At 75.1% G+C, this 19,593-nt stretch carries 17 protein-coding genes; 6 read left to right on the top strand and 11 right to left on the bottom strand.

Annotation, left to right across the window (positions count from 1 at the left end; all coding sequences use genetic code 11):
- Positions 1–41 precede the first annotated feature (41 nt).
- The 6 genes from ACZ402_RS09580 to ACZ402_RS09555 form a co-directional block, all read right to left on the bottom strand.
- On the bottom strand, positions 42–1,619 hold the full coding sequence (locus tag ACZ402_RS09580) for an efflux RND transporter periplasmic adaptor subunit (RefSeq protein ID WP_375823134.1): 1,578 nt from the start codon (positions 1,617–1,619) through the stop codon (positions 42–44).
- Positions 1,616–2,587, bottom strand: a complete 972-nt coding sequence (locus tag ACZ402_RS09575; RefSeq protein ID WP_375823133.1) for a hypothetical protein — start codon at positions 2,585–2,587, stop codon at positions 1,616–1,618. Before ACZ402_RS09575 ends, ACZ402_RS09580 begins: the two co-directional genes overlap by 4 nt.
- A 76-nt stretch (positions 2,588–2,663) precedes the next feature.
- Positions 2,664–3,875 (bottom strand): ABC transporter permease, encoded by a 1,212-nt coding sequence (locus ACZ402_RS09570; protein WP_375823132.1) that lies wholly within the window; start codon positions 3,873–3,875, stop codon positions 2,664–2,666.
- Positions 3,872–4,759: an ABC transporter ATP-binding protein gene (locus ACZ402_RS09565; protein ID WP_375823131.1), complete on the bottom strand. Its 888-nt coding sequence runs from the start codon at positions 4,757–4,759 to the stop codon at positions 3,872–3,874. Before ACZ402_RS09565 ends, ACZ402_RS09570 begins: the two co-directional genes overlap by 4 nt.
- On the bottom strand, positions 4,756–5,775 hold the full coding sequence (locus ACZ402_RS09560) for a permuted SH3 domain-containing protein (protein WP_375823130.1): 1,020 nt from the start codon (positions 5,773–5,775) through the stop codon (positions 4,756–4,758). The genes ACZ402_RS09565 and ACZ402_RS09560 overlap by 4 nt, the downstream gene beginning before the upstream one ends.
- Positions 5,776–6,220: 445 nt before the next feature.
- Positions 6,221–7,369, bottom strand: a complete 1,149-nt coding sequence (locus tag ACZ402_RS09555; RefSeq protein ID WP_375823129.1) for an Mrp/NBP35 family ATP-binding protein — start codon at positions 7,367–7,369, stop codon at positions 6,221–6,223.
- A gap of 109 nt (positions 7,370–7,478) precedes the next feature.
- Here ACZ402_RS09555 and ACZ402_RS09550 point away from each other — a divergent pair, with 109 nt between their 5' ends.
- Positions 7,479–8,276 (top strand): maleylpyruvate isomerase N-terminal domain-containing protein, encoded by a 798-nt coding sequence (locus ACZ402_RS09550; protein WP_375823128.1) that lies wholly within the window; start codon positions 7,479–7,481, stop codon positions 8,274–8,276.
- A gap of 76 nt (positions 8,277–8,352) precedes the next feature.
- Here the strand turns inward: ACZ402_RS09550 and ACZ402_RS09545 are convergent, their stop codons facing one another.
- Together ACZ402_RS09545 and ACZ402_RS09540 are read right to left on the bottom strand one after the other, a co-directional pair.
- Positions 8,353–8,862: a DUF1003 domain-containing protein gene (locus ACZ402_RS09545; protein ID WP_253050923.1), complete on the bottom strand. Its 510-nt coding sequence runs from the start codon at positions 8,860–8,862 to the stop codon at positions 8,353–8,355.
- Entirely contained in the window at positions 8,855–10,195 is a 1,341-nt protein-coding gene (locus ACZ402_RS09540; RefSeq protein ID WP_375823127.1) for a magnesium transporter MgtE N-terminal domain-containing protein, read from the bottom strand. Before ACZ402_RS09540 ends, ACZ402_RS09545 begins: the two co-directional genes overlap by 8 nt.
- 133 nt (positions 10,196–10,328) lie before the next feature.
- Here ACZ402_RS09540 and ACZ402_RS09535 point away from each other — a divergent pair, with 133 nt between their 5' ends.
- A complete protein-coding gene (locus tag ACZ402_RS09535) occupies positions 10,329–11,111 on the top strand; it encodes a general stress protein (protein ID WP_375823126.1) in 783 nt (260 codons plus the stop codon).
- 19 nt (positions 11,112–11,130) lie between these two features.
- On the opposite strand, the gene ACZ402_RS09530 is transcribed toward ACZ402_RS09535, so the two are convergent.
- Together ACZ402_RS09530 and ACZ402_RS09525 are read right to left on the bottom strand one after the other, a co-directional pair.
- Positions 11,131–12,771 carry an aminopeptidase P family protein gene (locus ACZ402_RS09530; RefSeq protein ID WP_375823125.1) on the bottom strand — a complete coding sequence of 547 codons (1,641 nt, stop codon included), beginning with the start codon at positions 12,769–12,771 and terminating at the stop codon, positions 11,131–11,133.
- On the bottom strand, positions 12,768–13,670 hold the full coding sequence (locus ACZ402_RS09525; protein WP_375823124.1) for an alpha/beta fold hydrolase: 903 nt from the start codon (positions 13,668–13,670) through the stop codon (positions 12,768–12,770). Before ACZ402_RS09525 ends, ACZ402_RS09530 begins: the two co-directional genes overlap by 4 nt.
- Before the next feature lie 118 nt (positions 13,671–13,788).
- On the opposite strand from ACZ402_RS09525, the gene ACZ402_RS09520 reads away from it, so the two are divergent.
- From ACZ402_RS09520 to ACZ402_RS09505, 4 genes are all read left to right on the top strand, one after another.
- Complete coding sequence (locus ACZ402_RS09520; RefSeq protein WP_375823123.1) at positions 13,789–14,628, top strand: PHP domain-containing protein; 840 nt, start codon at positions 13,789–13,791, stop codon at positions 14,626–14,628.
- Positions 14,629–14,635: 7 nt separating this feature from the next.
- Positions 14,636–15,268, top strand: coding sequence for a MarC family protein (locus ACZ402_RS09515; RefSeq protein WP_336722006.1), 633 nt, complete (start codon positions 14,636–14,638; stop codon positions 15,266–15,268).
- A gap of 563 nt (positions 15,269–15,831) precedes the next feature.
- On the top strand, positions 15,832–16,542 hold the full coding sequence (locus ACZ402_RS09510) for a FadR/GntR family transcriptional regulator (protein ID WP_375823122.1): 711 nt from the start codon (positions 15,832–15,834) through the stop codon (positions 16,540–16,542).
- Complete coding sequence (locus ACZ402_RS09505; protein ID WP_375823121.1) at positions 16,539–17,723, top strand: CynX/NimT family MFS transporter; 1,185 nt, start codon at positions 16,539–16,541, stop codon at positions 17,721–17,723. Before ACZ402_RS09510 ends, ACZ402_RS09505 begins: the two co-directional genes overlap by 4 nt.
- 127 nt (positions 17,724–17,850) lie before the next feature.
- Here the strand turns inward: ACZ402_RS09505 and ACZ402_RS09500 are convergent, their stop codons facing one another.
- Positions 17,851–19,521 (bottom strand): DEAD/DEAH box helicase, encoded by a 1,671-nt coding sequence (locus tag ACZ402_RS09500; RefSeq protein WP_375823120.1) that lies wholly within the window; start codon positions 19,519–19,521, stop codon positions 17,851–17,853.
- Between the last annotated feature and the right edge of the window lie 72 nt (positions 19,522–19,593).

The following is a 19,593-nucleotide window of genomic DNA, read 5'->3' as shown; positions in this document are numbered from 1 at the left end:
GCCGCCGGGGTCGGTCCCCGGGAGCCCCAGCTCGGTCCAGGTCACTCGCCGACCACCACCAGGTCGCCCTCGTCGAGCTCGCCGTCGGCGGAGACGATCTCGACGAACCCCTGCGCCGCGAGCCCCGTCTCGACGTCCACGAGCTCGGTCGTCGCGTCGTCGCCCGACCCGCGCCGGACCTCGACGCGCGACTCGCCCCCCGGCCCCGCGGTGAGCGCCGCGAGCGGGACGGCGAGCACCTCGCCCCCGGTCGAGCTGACCGGGACGCGGATGCGCACGTTCTGGCCCTGCAGGGCGGTGACCTGCTCGGGCGTGAGGGCGTCGGGCGCCAGCGAGACGGTGAAGCGACCGGCGCCGCCGCTCTTCTCCTCGCCCTCGCCCTCGCCGTCCTTCGCGGCCGACGCGGGCTCGACGGCCGTCACGGTCGCCGTCGCCTCGGAGTCGTCCGGCAGCGTGAGCGTCGCTGCGGCTCCCACCTCGAGCAGCTCGGCGTCGGACGCCGCCGCCGACGCCTCGAGCACGAGCGTCGCCCCGGACACGGACATGACCGGCCCCTCGATCGTGCTGCCCCGCTCGACCTGCACCTCGTCCACGCGGCGGGGCAGACCGGCGAGGAAGAGGACCTCGCTCGCCGGCAGCGCCGTGAGGGTCTGGGTCCGCGCCTCCTCGAGGGCCTCCTGCGCGTCGGCGAGCTGCCGCCGCGCCGACTCGACGCCCGCGCTCTCCGCCGCCGTCTGGCGCGGGCGGTCGAGCTCGGCCCGCTGCGCCTGGGCGAGCCGGAGCTCGTCCTGCGCGCCCGCGACGTCGCCGCCCTCGGCCTGCGCCGCCGCCACCGCGCGCTCCGCGGCACGGACTGCGTTGTCGGCCTGCAGCTTCTCCACGTCGCTCGCCCCGGTCTGCGCCGCCGCGAGCGCGGCGCGCGCCCCCTCGAGCGCGTCCTCCGCCGCGCGCACGCCCTCGCGCGCGCTCGACAGCGCGAGCGCGGCCTCCTCCGCGGCCGACGGCGCCGGGTAGCCGACCTGCGCGTAGAGCTTCTCGACGGCGGTGGCCGTCGCGGCGTCGTACAGGTCGCTGTCGGCGCGCCCCGGGTCGATGCCCACGGCACCGAGCGCCGCCTTGAGCTGGAGTACGTCAGGACCGGAGACCCCCACGCGCAGCGACCGGTACGCCGGGAGCTCGCCCGGGAGCACGATCACGGGGCGCCCCGCGATCTCCAGCGCGACGCCCGCCGCGCCCAGCTCAGCGCCGACCTCGGGGACCTGCCCCGTGACGACCGCGGGACCACCCAGGTCGCCGGTCTCGATCTTCACCGACACCGCGTCGTCGTACGTCGCGTCCGCGCGCAGCGTCACGTCGTTCGCGAGCGTCCGCCGCTCCACGGGCACGGTGATGAGGCCCGCCTCGGGAGGCTCGGCGTCGGCGGCCGCCTGCGCCGGCGAGACGACGAGCCGGCTGAGCACGATGCCGGCCACCAGGCTGAGGACCGCGACGCCCGCGACGAACCACACCAGGCGGTGCCCCGTCAGCGAGAGCCGACGGCGCCCGAGACCGTCCTGCGGGTCCGGATCCGCGGGGTCCTTCGTCGCCGGGTCGAGGAGCCGGGTGTCGTCCACGCTCACCGCTGCGCCTCCGCCATGAGGTCGCGGATCGTCTCCAGCTCCGCCTGGTGCTCCTCGACGAAGGTCGTCTCGAGGTCGACCTGGACGTCCAGGTGCACCTCCTGGTAGCCGACCTCCTTCTGGCAGGCAGCGTCGGCGACGGCGGTGTCCCGCTCGAGGGTCTTGGCCGCCTCGAGGGTCTCCTCGCTCGGTCCCTCCGGGTCGGAACCCTCCCACAGCGCGTTCGAGCGCTCCATCATGTCGTCCATCGCCTCCTGCGGGGAGGCGTAGCCGGTGAAGCCCGCGTCAGCCATGCACCCGGCCCACGCCGTGTCGACCTCCTTGAGGCGCGGATCCGCGGCGATGTCCTCGTAGAGCTGGGTCGTCGCCTCGTTGAACGCCGTCATCTCCTCGCTCTCCCAGAGGGCGTTCTGGTCGCCGTAGACCTCCTCCTGCGCGGCACCCTGGCAGCCGGCCTGGCTCGGGTCGTACTCCGGCATCTCCTCGTCCTCGTCGTACTCCATGCTCGCCATGTCGCCGTAGAGCGCCTCGTAGTAGGCGTTCTGCTCCGACTCGGACATGGCCTCCACGTACTCCTGGTTCGGGTCGACCCAGGCGTCCATCTCCGCCTGCTCCTCCGCGGACGGCTCCTCGTAGAGGGTGAAGCCGTACCCGTACTCCGCCGCGTACTGCTCCGGGTCGCGCTCGGCGTCCTCCTCGGACGTGAAGCTCATCCCGGTCTGGTCGACCGGCTGGTACTCGAACCCCTGCTCGGTCATGCAGCGGGCGGTCGCCTCCTCGATCTCCCGCTGCTCCGCCTGCATCTTCTCCTCGTCCCAGTCCCCGTAGACGTCCTCGAAGAAGGCGTTCAGCGGGCTGTCCGCCTCGGCGGTCGACGGGTCGGCGCCCGACGAGCACGCCCCGAGCAGGAGCGCACCCCCCAGCACCATCGCGGTGGTGGTGGCGCGAGCCGTGAGTCGTCGTGTCATGTCCTGCATCCCCTGTCTGGTGTTCCTGGCTGTGGGCGGAGCGGTCGAGCACGACGGACGTCGTCGTGACGGTCGGTCAGTAGCGGATCGCGTCGATCACCTTGACGCGGACGGCGACGAGCGCCGGGAGGAGGCCCGCGAGCGCGCCGATCCCGACGGCGGCGAGCATCCCGGTCACCGCGGCGGAGAACGGGAAGCCGGGGGCGTCCTGGACGGCCGAGCCCATGAGCGCGTCGAGCGGGAGGTTGTGCAGCGCGACGACCGCGACGGTCACGCCCAGCACTCCCGCGACGGTCGTCGCGACGACGCTCTCCATCATCACGGAGAAGAAGACGCGGCCCGAGCTCGCCCCGAAGCTGCGGCGGATCCCGATCTCGCGGATCCGGTACCGCACGGTGACGAGCGCGATGTTGACGAGGCCGAGGCCGCCGAGCAGGAGCGCGATCACGCTGACGCCGAGCACGACCCAGCGGATCGCGCCGTCGACGACGCCGTAGCTCGCCGAGTCCGACCGGTAGACCTCGGCCTGCGTGCCGCTGAGAGCCCCGGCGACGTCGCGCTGGATCGCCTCGACGAGCCCGTCGGCGAGCTCGTCGGGGACCCACAGCTCGAGCCGTGGCGGGCCGGTCATCTCCAGGGACTCCGGGGTGACCCAGGCCGACTGGGCGTCCACGAGGACGTAGGCCTGCGGTTCGGCCTGCGGCCAGTCGTCGGGGAACGCCCCGACGACGGTCGCGACCACCGGGTTGTCGCCCCCGATCGTGACGGTCGGGTGCTCGGCCACGGTCACACCGCCGAGCGCGTCGAGGAACGCCTGGTTGACGACGAGCGCGGGCGCGAGGCGGTCGGCGTCGGCATCGGTGAACCACCGGCCCGACGTCACCTCGAAGCGGTGCATCGTGGCCCAGTCGGCCTCGACGCCGGTCGTGTACACCTCGCGCGTGCCGTCGGGGAAGCGGACGGGCGCGGGCGCGTCGCGCAGCATCGACGAGTAGCCGATCGCGTAGCGCTCGACGACCTCGTCGAACACCCGCTCGTACTCCTCGGGCGCGGGCATGACGCTCCCGCCCTCGCCGGTCGGCCAGGCCGACACCTGGAGGGTGGCGGCGCGACCGCCCCAGCGGTCGTTCTGCTCGGCGGAGACCTGGCGCAGCATCTCGCCGGCCGCGGAGATCGCCGTGATCGCGCAGACCGCGACCGCGACGCCGACGAGCGCGAGCAGGACGCGGACCTTGTGGACCCGCAGCTCGTCCCACGCCTCGAGGACGGCGCCGACGACCCCGGTCACGCCGCGTCCCCTGCCCGCGGGACGGAGCCGCGCGAGGCGACCAGCGGGCGGGCGACGTGCTCCGCCTGGTCGTCGCCGGCCTCCAGCGCGGGCGCGGCGACGCCGTCCGCCCCGGGCCCGTAGGGGCCTGCGGCGTCCTCGGTCCCGGGGCGCGCGCCCGGGGCGTCGAGCGCCGCGAGCGACCCGGCGCTGCGCGCGCTGATGGCGATCGGGGTGAGCACGCCGTCGGCGAGCCGGAACTGGCGGGCTGCGCGCGACGCGACCGCGAGGTCGTGCGTGATGGCGATGAGGGCCGACCCGTTCTCGCGCGCGATCGTGTCGAGCAGGTCCATCACCTCGCTGCCCGTGTCGACGTCGAGCGCGCCCGTGGGCTCGTCGGCGAGGATCACGCGGGGCACGCGCACGAGCGCGCGGGCGATGGCGACGCGCTGCTGCTCGCCGCCCGAGAGCTTCTCCGGGCGGGTGTCGAGGCGGTCGCCGAGGCCGACGCGGTCGAGCATCTCCGCGGCCAGCGTCCTGCGCTGCCAGAACTGCCGGCCGCGCGCGTACAGCAGCGGGGCGACGACGTTCTCGAGCGCCGTGCGGCCCTGGAGGAGGTTGAACTGCTGGAAGACGAACCCGAAGTCCGTCCCGCGGCGACGCGCCCGGGCGCGTCCGGAGAGCCGGCCGATGGGGACGCCGTCGAGCAGGTACTCGCCGCCGGTCGGGGTGTCGAGGAGCCCGAGGATGTTGAGCAGGGTGGACTTGCCGGTGCCCGACCGCCCGACGATCGAGACGTGCTCGCCGGCGTCGACGGTCAGGTCGATGCCGCGCAGGATCTCCAGCTCGCGGTCGTCGGGGAGGAGGACGGAGCGGGCGACCCCGCGCAGCTCCAGGAGGCTCATCCCCCGATCACCTCGCCGGTCATCGGGTCGAGGACCGGCACGACGTCCTGGCCGGGCACGAACTCCAGGACCTCGTCGCCCTCGGCGAGGCCCTCGGTGACCTGGACGACGCTGCCGTCGGTGATGCCGAGCGTGACCGCGCGCTCCTCGGGCTCGCCGTCGGTGCCGACGACCCACACCTTGCCCTGCTCGACCCGGCCGAGCACCGCCGTCACGGGCACGACGAGGGCGCCCTCGACCGAGCCGGCGGTGATCTCGAGCTCGGCGGCGAGCCCGGCGAAGACGGTGACGTCGCCCGGGACGGCGCACGTGACGCTCGCCGAGGTCGTACCCGCGGCGGGGTCGCTCGCGCCCTCCTCGGGCGTCCCGGCGGGAGCCGCGGCGGTGCCCATGCGCAGGTTCGTGCAGGTGAACGGCGCGGGCCCCCCGGTGACGGTGACCGTCGCCTCGGTCGGGATCTGGAGCAGGCGGAACTGCTGCTCGGCGACCATGCTGCCCGTGACGGAGAGCGTCCCGGGGGAGACCGACGCGAAGTCCTCACCGACGGCGACCTCCTGGTCCTTCAGGGCCGTGAACGTGGCGACCGTGCCGGCGGTGGTGGCCGTCACGGTCTCCTTCGTCACCTTCGGCCGACGCTCGGTGACCGTGACCTCGCCGGTCTCGGGGTCGGTCTTCGTCACCGGCTCCTGCGGCTCCGTGAGTGTCACCTCGAGCAGGGGCGCACCGGCCTCGACGACGTCGCCGGGCTTGGCGTGCACCGCCGTCACGACGCCGCGCTGCGTGACCTTCTGCGGCGCGGCCGGGTCGGCGACGATCTGCCCGGTCAGGGTGACGGTGTTGGTGACGTCGCCCGTGGTCACGGCGACGCGCGGCTCGACGAGCTCCGCGGAGGGCGCGGCCGGGTCGGCGGGTGGCTCGGGCGCCGACCGGAAGGCGATCACGGCGAGCGCGGCGGCGATGACCCCCCAGACGACGATGCGGAGGGCGGGGAAGACGATCCGGCGGGTGATACCCACGTGCGGGCTCCTGGGCGACGGTGGCGGGACGACGGTGACGGTCGGCGAGCGGGTGCTGCTGGCGGCGGGCGGCGTGGACGCCCGGCCCGAGGCTAGGGCGTGCGGAACGGGGGTGTCGTCATCCCTGGGGAGGAGTTCCGTCGCGATCTCTCCACCCGGAGGTCACCGCCCGGTAACGGGCGAAGCGTGCCCTGAGAGGGCGACCGGGAGTGCACGAGGGCGTGTCGAGGCGTATGAGGGCAGGGCAGAGCGGCGACGACGCCACGGAATGATCCCCCTCACCGGCCCGACGGCCGTCCCCCTGACGAGATGCGGGCGAGACTATACCGTGGCGCGGAGAAAAGACAGGGGTCCTGCGGGAGGACGTGGCGGGTGCCCGGCACGGCCCCGGGCGCCCCGGTCGGACGCCCCGGCACGCGGCGCCCGGGGCCCCGGCTGGGAGGCGTCAGACGACCGTGACCCCGAGCGAGCGTCCCGCGAGGCCGCGCGGCCTCCGCGCGAGCCCGAGCGCGACGTCGTGCAGCGCGACGGCCGCGGGCGAACCGGGGTCGGCGAGGACCACGGGGGTGCCGCCGTCGCCCGCCTCGCGCAGCGACACGTCGAGCGGGACCTGGCCCAGGAGCGGGACGTCGGTCCCCGTGGCGCGGGACAGGTTCGCCGCGACGCGCTCGCCCCCGCCGGAGCCGAAGACCTCCAGGCGCGACCCGTCGGGCTGCTCGAGCCACGACATGTTCTCGACGACGCCGACCACGCCCTGCTGCGTCTGCGTGGCGACCGACCCCGCGCGCTCCGCGACCTCGGCGGCCGCGACCTGCGGCGTCGTGACCACGACGATCTCGCTGCCCGGCAGGAGCTGCGCCACGGAGATCGCGATGTCGCCCGTCCCGGGCGGCAGGTCGAGCAGCAGCACGTCGAGGTCGCCCCAGAAGACGTCCGCGAGGAACTGCTGGAGCGCGCGGTGCAGCATGGGTCCCCGCCACACGACCGGCTGGCCGGGCGGGACGAACATGCCGATCGAGACGACCTTCACGCCGTGCGCGATCGGCGGCAGGAGCATGTTGTCGACCCGCGTGGGCTGCCGGTCGACGCCCAGCATGCGCGGGATCGAGAACCCGTAGATGTCCGCGTCGACGACGCCGACCTCCAGGCCCTGCGCCGCGAGCGCGACCGCGAGGTTCGCCGTGACGGACGATTTGCCCACGCCGCCCTTGCCGGACGCGATCGCGTAGACCTTGGTCAGCGACCCCGGCTTCGCGAAGGGGATCTCGGGCTCGCCCACGCCGCCGCGCAGCATCGTGCGCAGCTCCGCGCGCTGCTCCGCGCTCATGACGCCCAGGTCCACGTGCACGTCCGCGACGCCGTCGACCGCGCGGACCGCGGCGGCGACGTCGCGCGAGAGGGTGTCGCGCATGGGGCACGTCGCGACCGTGAGGTCCACGCCCACCGTCACGACCGCGCCCGGCGCACCGGGCGCGACCGCGACCGAGCGGATCATGCCGAGGTCCGTGACGGGGCGGCGGATCTCCGGGTCGAGGACCGTGGTGAGGGCCTGCCGGACGGCGTGCTCGAGCGGGTCTGCAACAGGGTCGGGCATGGACCCATCGTAGGCGCGCCCGCGGCGCGGTCCGCCGGGACCTAGGTCCCGGCACGGGCGTGAGGCGCATCGCACGCCGTGGTGCGTCGAACGGGTCTACGGTGCACGGATGGACGCCCTGGCCTCCCTCGCACGGGACAGCGAGCTGTTCGGCGACGCCGTGCGCAGCGCGCCCCCGGACGCGCGCGTGCCGTCGTGCCCCGAGTGGACCGGCGCGGACCTGCTCTACCACCTCGCGGAGGTGCAGGACTTCTGGGCGCGCGTCGTCGGGCCGTCCCCCGGGCACGGCCTCGACGGCGACGACGTCACCCCGCTCGCGCGGCCGTCGTCGGACGCGGAGCTGCCCGCGCTGCTGCAGCGCTCGACGAGCCGGCTCGTCGCCGCCCTCACGGGTCGCGACCCCGACGAGCCGTGCTGGTCGTGGCACGACGACGGGCGGCACGTCGGCTGGGTCGTGCGCAGGCAGGCGCACGAGGCGCTGATCCACCGGGCCGACGCCGAGCTCACGGCCGGACGCGACGTGACCCCCGCCGACCCGGACGTCGCGGTGGACGGCGTGGACGAGGTGCTGTCGGTCATGGTCGACGGCGTGCCCGGCTGGGGCGTGTTCACGCCCGACGGCGCGACGGTGTCGGTCGTCGTGGACGGGTTCGGGGAGCGGCCCCGGAGCTGGGAGCTCGCCTTCGGTCGCTTCACCGGGACGGGACCGGAGTCCGGCACCGCGTACGACCTCGACGTCGCCCAGCTCGTCGACCTGCCGGGCTCGACCACGACGCAGGTCTCCGGCCCCGCGTGGGCGCTCGACCTGTGGCTGTGGGGCCGCGGCCCGGCCGACGGCCTGACCGTCGAGGGCGACCCGGCGCTCGCCGAGCGACTGCGCCGCATCGCGGCCGAGGGCACGCAGTAACGGCTCCGAGATCGACCCGAGCGGCCGAGATCGACCCTCGGGAGGTCGATCTGGCGACGGGCGGGTCGATCTCGCGTCAGCGGTCGGAGGGTTCGTCGTCGGGCTGGCGCGCCGACTTCTCCTCCAGCTCCTCCAGCAGGTTGCGGATCTCCGAGCGGACGAAGTCGCGCGTCGCCACCTCGCTCAGCGCGATGCGCAGGGCGGCCATCTCGCGCGCGAGGTACTCGGTGTCGGCGAGGTTGCGCTCCGCGCGCTGCCGGTCCTGCTCGGCGGTGACGCGGTCGCGGTCGTCCTGGCGGTTCTGCGCGAGCAGGATGAGCGGCGCGGCGTACGACGCCTGGAGCGAGAGCATGAGGGTGAGCGCGGTGAACCCGAACTCCGCGGAGTCGAACCGCAGGCCCTCCGGGCCCCACGAGTTCCAGATGATCCACACCGCGCAGAACACGGTGAGGTAGACGAGGAACCGGGGCGTGCCGAGGAACCGGGCGATGCCCTCGGTCGCGCGCCCGACCGCGTCCTGGTCGACCTTGACCCGCGGGATGAGGGAGCGGCGCGCGCTCTTCGGCGTGTCGAGGCGGTCAGCCACGGGTCACCCCCGTCGCGCCGCCACGGGCCGCGGGGCGCGGCAGAGACCCGGGCGCGAGCGCGGCGCGCGCGTGCTCCGTGTCCACGTCGTCGTCGCTCTCGCGCCAGTCGTCCGGCAGCATGTGGTCGAGCACGTCGTCGACGCTGATCGCGCCGAGCAGGCGCTTCTCCGCGTCGAGCACGGGGACGCACAGGAGGTCGTAGGTCGCGAGGATGCGCGTGACGCGCCCGAGCGGGGCGTCGGGCGCGACGCCCTCGACGTCGGAGTCGAGCACCGAGCCGACGGCGGCGTGCGGGGGCTCGCGCAGCAGCCGCTGGAAGTGCGCGACCCCGAGGAACCGGCCCGTCGGCGTCTCGAGCGGGGGGCGTGCGACGAACACCATCGACGCGAGCGCGGGGGCGAGGTCCTTGCGCCGGATCTGCGCGAGCGCGGTGGCGATGGTCGTCTCCGGGCCGAGCACGACCGGCTCGGAGGTCATGAGGCCGCCCGCCGTGTCCTCCGCGTAGGCGAGGAGGCGTCGCACGTCGCGAGCCTCCTCCGGCTCCATGAGCTCGAGGAGCTGGGCCGCCTGCGCCTCGGGGAGCTCGTGCAGCAGGTCGGCCGCGTCGTCGGGCTGCATCGCCTCCAGGACGTCGGCGGCGCGGTCGGTGTCGAGGCCGGAGAGGATCGCGACCTGGTCGTCCTCGGGCAGCTCCTCCAGGACGTCGGCGAGGCGCTCGTTGTCGAGCGCGCCCGCGACCTCGAGCCGGCGCGTGTCGCCCAGGTCGTGGATGACGTCCGCGAGGTCGGCGGGCTTGAGGTCGTCGTAGGCGGCCAGGAGCATGGCCGCGCCCTGCGCCTCCGTGCTGCCCGCCAGGCCGGTGACCGCCCCCACGTCCACGACGATCGCGTCGCCCCGCCGGCGCAGGCCGAGCGTGCCCTTGTGCTGCGCGCGGCGCCGCACGTACAGCTTGGTGACGAGCCAGTCGCCGGTGCGCTGCCGCTCGATCGCGAGGTCCTCGATCGTCGCCGAGCCCGACCCGTCGACGAGCTCGACCGTGCGCTCCAGGAGCTCGCCGACGGCGAGCGTCTCCATCGCGCGCTGCTCGAACCGCCGCATGTTCACCAGGCCCGTCGAGATGACCTGGCCCGCGTCGATGCTCGTGACGCGCGTGAGAGGGAGGAAGACCCGGCGCCTGCCGGGGACCTCGACGACGAGGCCCACGGCGCGGGGTGCGCCCTTGGGGCGGATGAGCACGACGACGTCCCGCACCCGTCCGACCTGGTCGCCGATGGGGTCGAACACGCTGGTCCCGGCCAGGCGCGCGACGAAGACGGTGGTGGCTGCGCTCACGCGGCCAGCCTACGCACGCGCCCCGGTCGCCGCGCGTTCCTTCCGACCTGTGGCGTCGCCCGGCGGCACGGAACGGCGGACGCGCGGGGACGCGGCCCTCGCGCGGTCCGCACGAGTAGGACAGACTGGGCGAATGAGCATGTCACGCCCGGGTGCCGTCCCCCGTGTCCCCACCCCGCCCCGTGGTGAGGAGATCGCGTCGTACGCGACCTACCTCGAGGCGCAGAAGGCGGTCGACTTCCTCTCCGACAACAAGTTCGCGGTCGAGCTCGTGACGATCGTCGGCACGGACCTCAAGATGGTCGAGCGCGTGACGGGCCGGCTCACGTACGGGCGCGTCGCGATCGCGGGAGCGGCGTCCGGCGCGTGGTTCGGGCTCTTCGTCGGCCTGCTGCTGTTCATGTTCTCCGGGCAGGGCGGCTTCGTCCTCACGGCCATCGCGATCGGCGCCGGGTTCGGCCTGCTCTTCTCCGTGCTGTCGTACGCGCTCACCCAGGGCAAGCGGGACTTCACGTCGCAGAGCCAGATCGTCGCCTCGTCGTACGGGATCCTCTGCGCGCCCGAGCGCGCGGGCGACGCGCGCCAGCTCCTGGCGCGGATGCCGGAGGGCGCGGGCGGGGTCCGCGCGCCGGCCGCCCCGGCGAACCCGACGTGGGGCACGCCCGGGGCGACCCCGCCCCCCGCCGCTCCCACGCCGACCGCCCCGGCGCCCGAGCCGCCGTCGGGCGCCGCCCCCGCGCCCACGCCCCCGGTCGCGCCGCCCGCCCGGACGCCCGACCCCCGCTGGACCACGCCGACGGGGGAGCCGCGCTACGGCGCCATGCGCCCGACGTCGGACCAGCCGGCCGACGCGCAGCCCGACGCGCAGCCCGCCCCCGGCGCGCAGCAGCCGGACCAGCCCGAGCGTCCCGCCTGACGGCGAGGGCGGCCGCGACTCAGCCGCGCAGTCGCGCCATCCAGGCCTCGACGTCCTCGGGGCGGCGGGGGAGCGCGGCCGAGAGGTTCTCGTTGCCGTCGGCGGTCACGAGCACGTCGTCCTCGATGCGGACGCCGATCCCGCGGTACTCCTCCGGGACCGCCAGGTCGTCCGCCTTGAAGTACAGGCCGGGCTCGATCGTGAAGACCATGCCGGGCTCCAGGATCCCGTCCAGGTAGAGCTCGCGGCGCGCCTGCGCGCAGTCGTGCACGTCCAGGCCGAGGTGGTGGCTCGTGCCGTGCACCATCCAGCGGCGGTGCTGCTGGCCCTCGGGCGAGAGCGACTCGGCCGCGCTCACGGGGAGCAGCCCCCACTCCTCCAGGCGCGCGGCGACGACCTCCATGGCGGCGGCGTGCACGTCGCGGAAGCGCGCGCCCGGCACGGCGACGGCAAACGCGGCGTCCGCGGCGTCGAGCACCGCCTGGTAGACGCGACGCTGGACGTCGGTGTACTCGCCGTCCACGGGCAGCGTGCGCGTGACGTCCGCCGTGTAGAGCGAGTCGACCTCGACGCCCGCGTCGAGCAGCACGAGCTCGCCGGTGCGCACGACGCCGTCGTTGCGGATCCAGTGCAGCGTCGTCGCGTGCTCGCCCGCCGCGGCGATCGTCTCGTAGCCGACAGTGTTGCCCTCGAGGCGCGCGTGCGCGTCGAACGTGGTCTCGATGACGCGCTCGCCGCGGCGGTGCTCGACCGCGCGCGGAAGGTTCCGCACGACCTCCTCGAAGCCCGCGATCGTCGCCGCGACGGCCTCGCGCATCTGCTCGACCTCGTGCGCGTCCTTGACGAGCCGCAGCTCGGAGACGGCCTCGACGAGCGCGGCGTCCGTGCGCCGGTAGGCGGCCTCCGCGCGGGCGAGCCACTCGGCCTCCGAGAGCTGCTGGTCGGCAGCGGCCGCCTCGACGTCGTCGACCCCGGCCTCGGCGCGGATCGCCTCCACGAGCGCCTCCACCGCCTCGTCGGCGCCCGCGACGACGAGCAGCGTCACCCCGCCCGGGCCGACGTCCTTGGCGAGCGCGTCGCGCAGCTCGTCGACGTGCCGTGCCTCGACGCCCGTCGCGGTGGCGACGTCGTCGAGCGACGGGCGCGCGCCCACCCAGAACTCGCCGTAGCGCGAGTCGGCGTAGAACTCCTCCGTGTCGCGCGCGGCGAGCGGGCGCACGTACAGCACCGCGTGATGGCCGGAGCCGCCGTCGCCGGTGCCGGGCTCGACCGGGTGCAGGACGAGGACGGCGTCGGGCTCCTGGTCGGTGCCGTAGCCCGTCAGGTGCGCGAACGCCGAGTGCGGGCGGAACCGGTAGTCGGTGTCGTTCGAGCGCGTCTTCAGCGGACCGGCGGGCACCACGAGGCGCACGCCCGGGAACCGGGAGGACAGCGCGGCGCGGCGCGCGACGGTGAAGGGAGCGGCGGGCAGGGGCTCGACGTCGAGCTCCGCGCGCGGCGCCCAGCCGCTCGTGATGAAGGCCTTGAACGCGTCGGAGTCGGGGCGCTGGGAGCGGTTGCTGCCGCGCGCGGCCAGGTCCTGGCCGTCGCCGGCGTTCTCGGGGGTCTGGTCGGGCGTCTCGGACGTGGGCTCGGGCGTGACGGGGGTGGCGTCGGTCATGCCCCCAGTCTCGCACCGCGCACGCGGCCGAAGTCCGCGAGCGCGCGCCCGAGCACGCGGTTGAAGGCCTCGGGGGCCTCGCTGTTGACGTCGTGGCCGGCGCGCGGCACGACGACGAGCGCGGCGTCCGCGGCGGCCGCGAGGTAGCGCTGCTCGTCGAGGCGCATGTGGTCGCGGGCGCCGTTGACGAGCCAGACCGGCACGTCGACGTCGCGCACGTGGGCGAGCCACGAGCGGCCCGCGAGCTGGGTCAGCGCGTCGGTGACGACGTGCCAGCCCGGCGCGGCCGGGGGCCGCGTGCCCGCGTCGGCCGGGCCGGCGAGCGCGTACGACGACGCCGCGCCGCCCGGGAGCGAGCGCCCGCCCCGGGCGATCGTGCCCCATGCGCTCGCGCTCGTGCGCGCCGCCCAGCGGGCTCCGCGCCCGACGGCGCCCCCGCCCGCCACGACGAGGCGCGCGACGTCGCGGTAGAGCGCGACGGGCTTGCCCTTGGGGTCGGACGTGCACGCCGCGGCGACCACCCCCGCGAGGTTCGCCGGGCGGCGGGCCGCCCAGGCGAGCGACGTGTAGCCGCCGAGCGAGAGCCCGACCAGGACGACCCGGCGGCCGGGGCCGAACGCGGCGGCGGCCTCGTCGATCACCTCGAAGGACCGGTCGAGCGTGAACCGCTCGTGCGCGCGGACGCCGTGCGCGGGCAGGTCCACGGCGACGGCGTCGTGCCCCAGCGCGCGCACGTGCGCCACCTGGCGGTCCCAGATCGCGCCGGACGTGCGCATGCCGTGCACGAAGACGACGGCGGGCTGGCGCTCCGAGCCGTCGGCGGACGCGTCGGTGCGGTGGCCGGGCGGGGTGCGGAGGGCGACGGGGGAGGGGGCGGGGGCGTGCGTCGTGGGGGTCATCGCTCCCGACTGTGGCACCCCAGCCTGGGACGGCCGTGGGGAGGGGCGGCGCCCCGTGTGGACATCGTGTGCGGGTCCCGTGCCGCCGACCGGGTGTCCCGTCACTATCCTGGGTCCCGTGCGCATCGACCTCCACACCCACTCGACCGCGTCGGACGGCACGGACGCGCCGGGAGAGGTCGTCGAGGCCGCGGCCGCGGCCGGGCTCGACGTCGTCGCGCTCACGGACCACGACACGACCGCCGGCTGGGCGCAGGCGACGGACGCCGCGCTGCGCCACGGCGTCGTGCTCGTGCGCGGCGCGGAGATCTCGGCCCGCTCGGGCGGCATCAGCGTGCACCTGCTCTCCTACCTGCACGACCCGGCGCACGCGGCGCTCCTCGCGGAGCTCGACCGCACGCGCGACGCGCGCACGAGCCGGGCGCGGAGGATGGTCGACCTGATCGCCGAGGACTACCCGATCACGTGGGATGATGTGCTCGCGCAGACCGTCGAGGGCACGACGATCGGGCGGCCGCACATCGCGGACGCGCTCGTCGCCGCAGGGCTCTCGCCCGACCGCTCGGCGGCGTTCGCGACGATCCTCGCCACCGACACCCCGTACTACGTGCCCCACTACGCGCCCGACGCCGTCGCGGCCGTGCGGGGGATCCGTGCCGCGGGGGGTGTGCCCGTCTTCGCCCACCCGGGCGCGGACGGCCGAGGCCGCGTCGTGTCCGACGCGGTGATCGAGGAGATGACCGCGGCGGGGCTCGCCGGGCTCGAGGTGTTCCACCGCGACCACGACGAGCGTCAGCGCGCACGGCTCGAGGACCTGGCCCGCACCCTGGGCCTGTTCGTCACCGGGTCGAGCGACTACCACGGGGCCGGCAAACCGAACCGGCTCGGGGAGAACACGACAGCACCGACCGTGCTGGAGCAGATCGAGGAGCTGGGACAGTTGGACGTGATCCGATGATCGGACGATGAGCGAGGTCTTCGACGTCCGGCTCTTCACGGAGGTCTTCGTCACCCTGTTCGTCATCATGGACCCGCCCGGCACCGTGCCGGTGTTCCTGGGCCTGACGAGCGCGATGGGTGCCAAGCAGCGCAACCAGGCGGCGCGCACCGCGATCCTCGTCGCGTTCGGCGTGATCGTCGCGTTCGCGGCGTTCGGCCAGCAGATCCTCAGCTACATGCACATCTCGCTGCCCGCGCTGCAGACCGCGGGCGGCCTGCTGCTGCTCCTCGTCGCGATGGAGCTGCTCACGGGCAAGATGGAGGAACCGCAGCCGTCGGGCAACAAGGGTGTCAACGTCGCGCTCGTGCCCCTCGGCACGCCGCTCCTCGCCGGCCCCGGCGCGATCGTCGCGACCATGGTCTTCGTGCAGCGCGCGGGGGAGCGCGGGGGCGGCGTCGCGGAGTGGGTCGCGATCGTCGCGGGCGTCGTCGCGGTGCACGTGTGCCTCTGGCTCTCCATGCGCTTCGCGAACGTCATCAACCGCGTGCTCGGCGACTCCGGGACCATCCTCGTGACGCGCATCGCCGGTCTGCTGCTCGCCGCCATCGCGGTCCAGCTCGTGGCCGACGCCGTCACGCAGTTCGTCCAGGCCGCCTGAGGCCGCGCCGGCCCGCGAGCCCTGCCGCGGCGCGCGAGGTGCTCCCCGGGCTGGCGCCGCGCTGTCGAGAGGCTTCGCGGTCGCCGTCGGCGGCGCGCTAGGGTCGGCAGCGGCGTGGACGAGGCCGTTCGCGCGACGAGTTCGGCAGGGGTCCTCATGAATCCACGGGCAGGCACGGCCGGACGCTCGGCGCGGCGCAGGATCGCTGCCGTCATCCTGGTCGCGGCGGGTGGATGTGCGAGCCTCGCCGGCTGCACCTCCCCGCCCGCCACGACGGCCACCGTCCAGAACCTCGGGCTCGTCCCCCTCCCGGCGTCGGTCGAGGTCTCGGACGCCGCGCCCTTCGTGCTCGACGACGAGACCCGAGGCGACGAGCGCGAGCAGCCTGCTCAGCCGTCGGCGTCGTGGGGTGGTGGGGGCCATGGTGGGTCTCGCTTTCGTCGTCGAGGAGCGGTCTCGCGCAAGGTCCTCCCAGCGGCGCGTGCTGGTCAATCCCCGTACGAGAGACCCCGTACCGCGCGACTCCGTCGCCGCGTCCAAACAGGGGATGTTAGGTTCTTTCGGTGAACCGGCCGATCGTCCCTCCCCGCAAGGTGTCCGAGCTCGTCGTCGAGCGGCTCAGCGAGCGCGTCGCGCGCGGCGAGTGGCCCGTCGGCACCCGCATCCCGCCCGAGCCCGAGCTCGTGGCCGAGCTCGGCGTCGGGCGCAACACCGTGCGCGAGGCCGTGCGGGCCCTCGAGCACGCCGGGATCCTCGAGCCCCGGCGCGGCGACGGCACCTACGTCCGCGCGGCCGACGGCCTCGACGCGGCCCTGGCCCGCCGGGCGCGGACCACCGACGCCTTCCACGTGCTCGACGTGCGCGGGATCCTCGAGCGCGGAGCCGCGCGCGCGGCGGCCGTCCGGCACGACGCGGACGCGCTCGCCCGGCTCGACGCCGCGCTCGCGGCTCAGACCGCGGCCCGCGGTGCCGACGAGGACACGTTCCAGGCCGCCGACGTCGCGTTCCACGCCGAGGTCGTGCGCGCCGCCCGCAACCCGCTGCTCGCGGACCTCTACGACGGCCTCGACCACGCGCTCGTCCGGACCTTCCCCTCGGGGGACCGGCGAGTGCACCACCGCGACGTCCCCGGCCACGAGGAGGTCGTGGCCGCGATCCGGGCCGGCGACGCCGACGCGGCCGAGGACGCGGTGGCCGCGACGATCGACGTCGTGCGCGCGCACCTCGTCGAGGCCGCCGCCGAGCACGCCGGGGCGACGGAGGCCGACGCGTGAGCGGGCTGCGCCGACCGCTGGGGGTGGGGGCGGTCGTCGCGATCGTCCTCGCGTCGCTGAACCTGCGCCCCGCCGTCGTCTCGATCTCGCCGGTGCTCGGCGAGATCCGCGCCGACCTGGGGCTCAGCGCGACGGCGGCCGGCGTGCTCACGACGCTCCCCGTCCTGTGCTTCGGCCTCCTCGCGCCGCTCGCGCCCGTGCTCGCGCGGCGGTGGGGCCTCGAGCGCGCGCTCTTCGTGAGCCTCGTCGCGCTGTGCGTCGGCTTCGCGCTCCGGCTGGTCCCCGAGACCTGGGGCCTGTTCGCCGGGACCGTCGTCGCCGGGTGCGCGATCGGCCTCGGGAACGTCCTGCTCCCCGCGCTCATCAAGCGCGACTTCGCCGACCGCATCGGCCTCATGACGGGGCTGTACTCCATGGCGCTGTCGGGCGGCGCCGCGCTCGCCGCGGGCCTGACGATCCCGGTCGCGACCGCGGCCGGTCTCGACTGGCGCGGCGCGCTCGCGACGTGGGGCGTGCTCGCCGTCCTCGGCGTGCTCGTGTGGGTCCCGCGCGCGCTGCGGCCCGACCCGGCCGGAGCGACGGCGTTCGGCGCGGGGGCCGGGGTCGCGCGCTCCACGGTGTGGCGGAGCCCGCTCGCCTGGGCGGTCACGGTCGTCATGGGCATGCAGTCGCTGTCCTTCTACGCCGTCAACGCGTGGCTCCCGGAGATCATGGTCGCGCTCGGCCGGACGCCGGAGGCGGGCGGCTGGCTCCTCGCGCTGTGCAACCTCGCGGGCATCCTCGGGTCGTTCGTGACCCCGGTCCTCGCCGGGCGCATGCGCCGGCAGCGCGGCATCGGGGTCGTCCTCGTCGCGCTCGTCGGGTCCGGGCTGCTCGGGCTCGCGCTCGCGCCCGGCGCCGCCGCGCTCTGGGTCGTGCTGGTGGGTCTCGGCCAGGGCGGCGGCATCAGCCTCGCGCTCACTCTCATGGCGCTCCGGGCGCGCGACGCCGCCCACACGTCCGAGCTCTCCGGCATGGCGCAGAGCGCCGGGTACCTGCTCGCGGCGACCGGACCGCTCGGTCTCGGGCTCGCGCACGACGCCACGGGCGCGTGGACGCTGCCGCTCTTCCTGCTCGTCGCGGCGGCCGCCGTCCAGGGCGTCGCGGTGTGGTTCGCAGGCCGCGACGCGCACGTGCACTGACCGGCGCCGACCTGCACCGACTCGACGCGACGAACCCCGGGCCGCTCCCCACGGCGTGGTGACCGTGGGGAGCGACCCGGGGTTCGTCGTCGGGCCCTGAGACGGGGCGCCGCGGGTGCCCGGTGGGCTACTCGGCGGGCTGGGTCGCCTCGGCGCCGCCCTGCTCGACGGGGCGGCCGCCGCGCGTGCGGCGACGGTTGCGGGACCGACGACGGCGCTCGCCGCCCTCGGACGGCGCGTTCTCGGACGGCGCGCCCGCGGCGTCGGTCTGCTCGCCCTCGGGACGACCGCCCGCGCGCTCGCCCTCCGCGCGACGCCCGCCGGAACGGCCCCGGCCGCCCGAGCGACCGCGGTCACCCTGCTCGCCCCGGCTGCGACCGCCGTCCGACCGGCCGCCCTGGCGACCCCGCGACCCGCCGGCCGGCGTGTGCCGCTTGCCGGTCTCGCCGAGGTCCTCGATCTCCTCCGCGTCGAGCCCGGCGAGCGTGCGCCGGTCCTTGGGGAGGCGGCCCTTGGTGCCCTCGGGGATGTGCAGGTCGGTGTACAGGTGCGGCGAGCTCGAGTACGTCTCGACCGGCTCGGGGATGCCGAGGCCGAGCGCCTTGTCGATGAGCGACCAGCGCGGGATGTCGTCCCAGTCGACGAACGTCACCGCGGTGCCCTTGTTGCCCGCGCGGCCCGTGCGGCCCGTGCGGTGCAGGTACGTCTTCTCGTCCTCGGGGCACTGGTAGTTCACGACGTGCGTGACGTCCTCGACGTCGATGCCGCGCGCCGCGACGTCCGTCGCGACGAGCACGTCGATCTTGCCGTTGCGGAACGCGCGCAGCGCCTGCTCGCGCGCGCCCTGGCCGAGGTCGCCGTGGATCGAGCCGGCGGCGAAGCCGCGGTCGACGAGCTCGTCGGCGACCTTCGCCGCGGTGCGCTTGGTGCGGGCGAACACGATCGTGCGGCCGCGGCCGTCGGCCTGGAGGATGCGCGCGAGCATCTCGACCTTGTCCAGCGCGTGCGCGCGGTAGACGACCTGCTCGATGTTCTTGACCGTCTGGCCGCCGTCGTCGGGGTCGTTCGCGCGGATGTGCGTCGGCTGCTTCATGTAGCGGCGCGCCATCGACACGACGGCACCCGGCATGGTCGCCGAGAACAGCATCGTGTGGCGCTGCGCGGGCGTGCGGGCCAGGATCTTCTCGACGTCGGGCAGGAAGCCCAGGTCGAGCATCTCGTCCGCCTCGTCGAGGACCACGATCGCGGCCCGCGTGAGGTTGAGGTGGCCCTGGTTCATCAGGTCGATCATGCGGCCCGGGGTGCCGACGACGACCTCGACGCCGCGCGTCAGCGCCTCGACCTGCGGCTCGTACGCGCGGCCGCCGTAGAGCTGCACGATGCGCACGGAACGACGCTTCGAGGCGGTGCCGAGGTCGTTCGCGACCTGCACCGCGAGCTCGCGCGTCGGCACGACCACGAGGGCCTGGGGCTTGCCGGGCGACGGCAGCTCGTCGAACCCGGGCTCGCCCGGGGCGACCACGCGGTGCAGCAGCGGCACGCCGAAGCCGAACGTCTTGCCGGTACCGGTCTTGGCCTGGCCGATGATGTCGTGCCCGGACATGGCGACGGGCAGCGTCATCGCCTGGATGGGGAAGGGCTGGACGATCCCCGCGTCGGAGAGCGCGTCGACGATCTCCTGGCGCACGCCGAAGTCGGCGAAGGTGGTGTTGTCCGCGTGGACGCTCGCGGCGACGGTCGTCGCGTCGGCGCTCACGTCCGGGGTCGCGTCGGTGCTGGTGGCGTCTGTGGTGGTCACTGGTGCCTCTGTCTCGTTCGGGCACGCGCGACCGTCGGCGGGCCCGACGGGGCCCGGTCCCGGGAGGCTCCC

It is taken from the genome of Cellulosimicrobium sp. NPDC030954 (assembly GCF_055571305.1).
The sequence above is the reverse complement of the archived record's forward strand: the minus strand, read 5'-3'. Positions and strand labels throughout refer to the sequence as shown.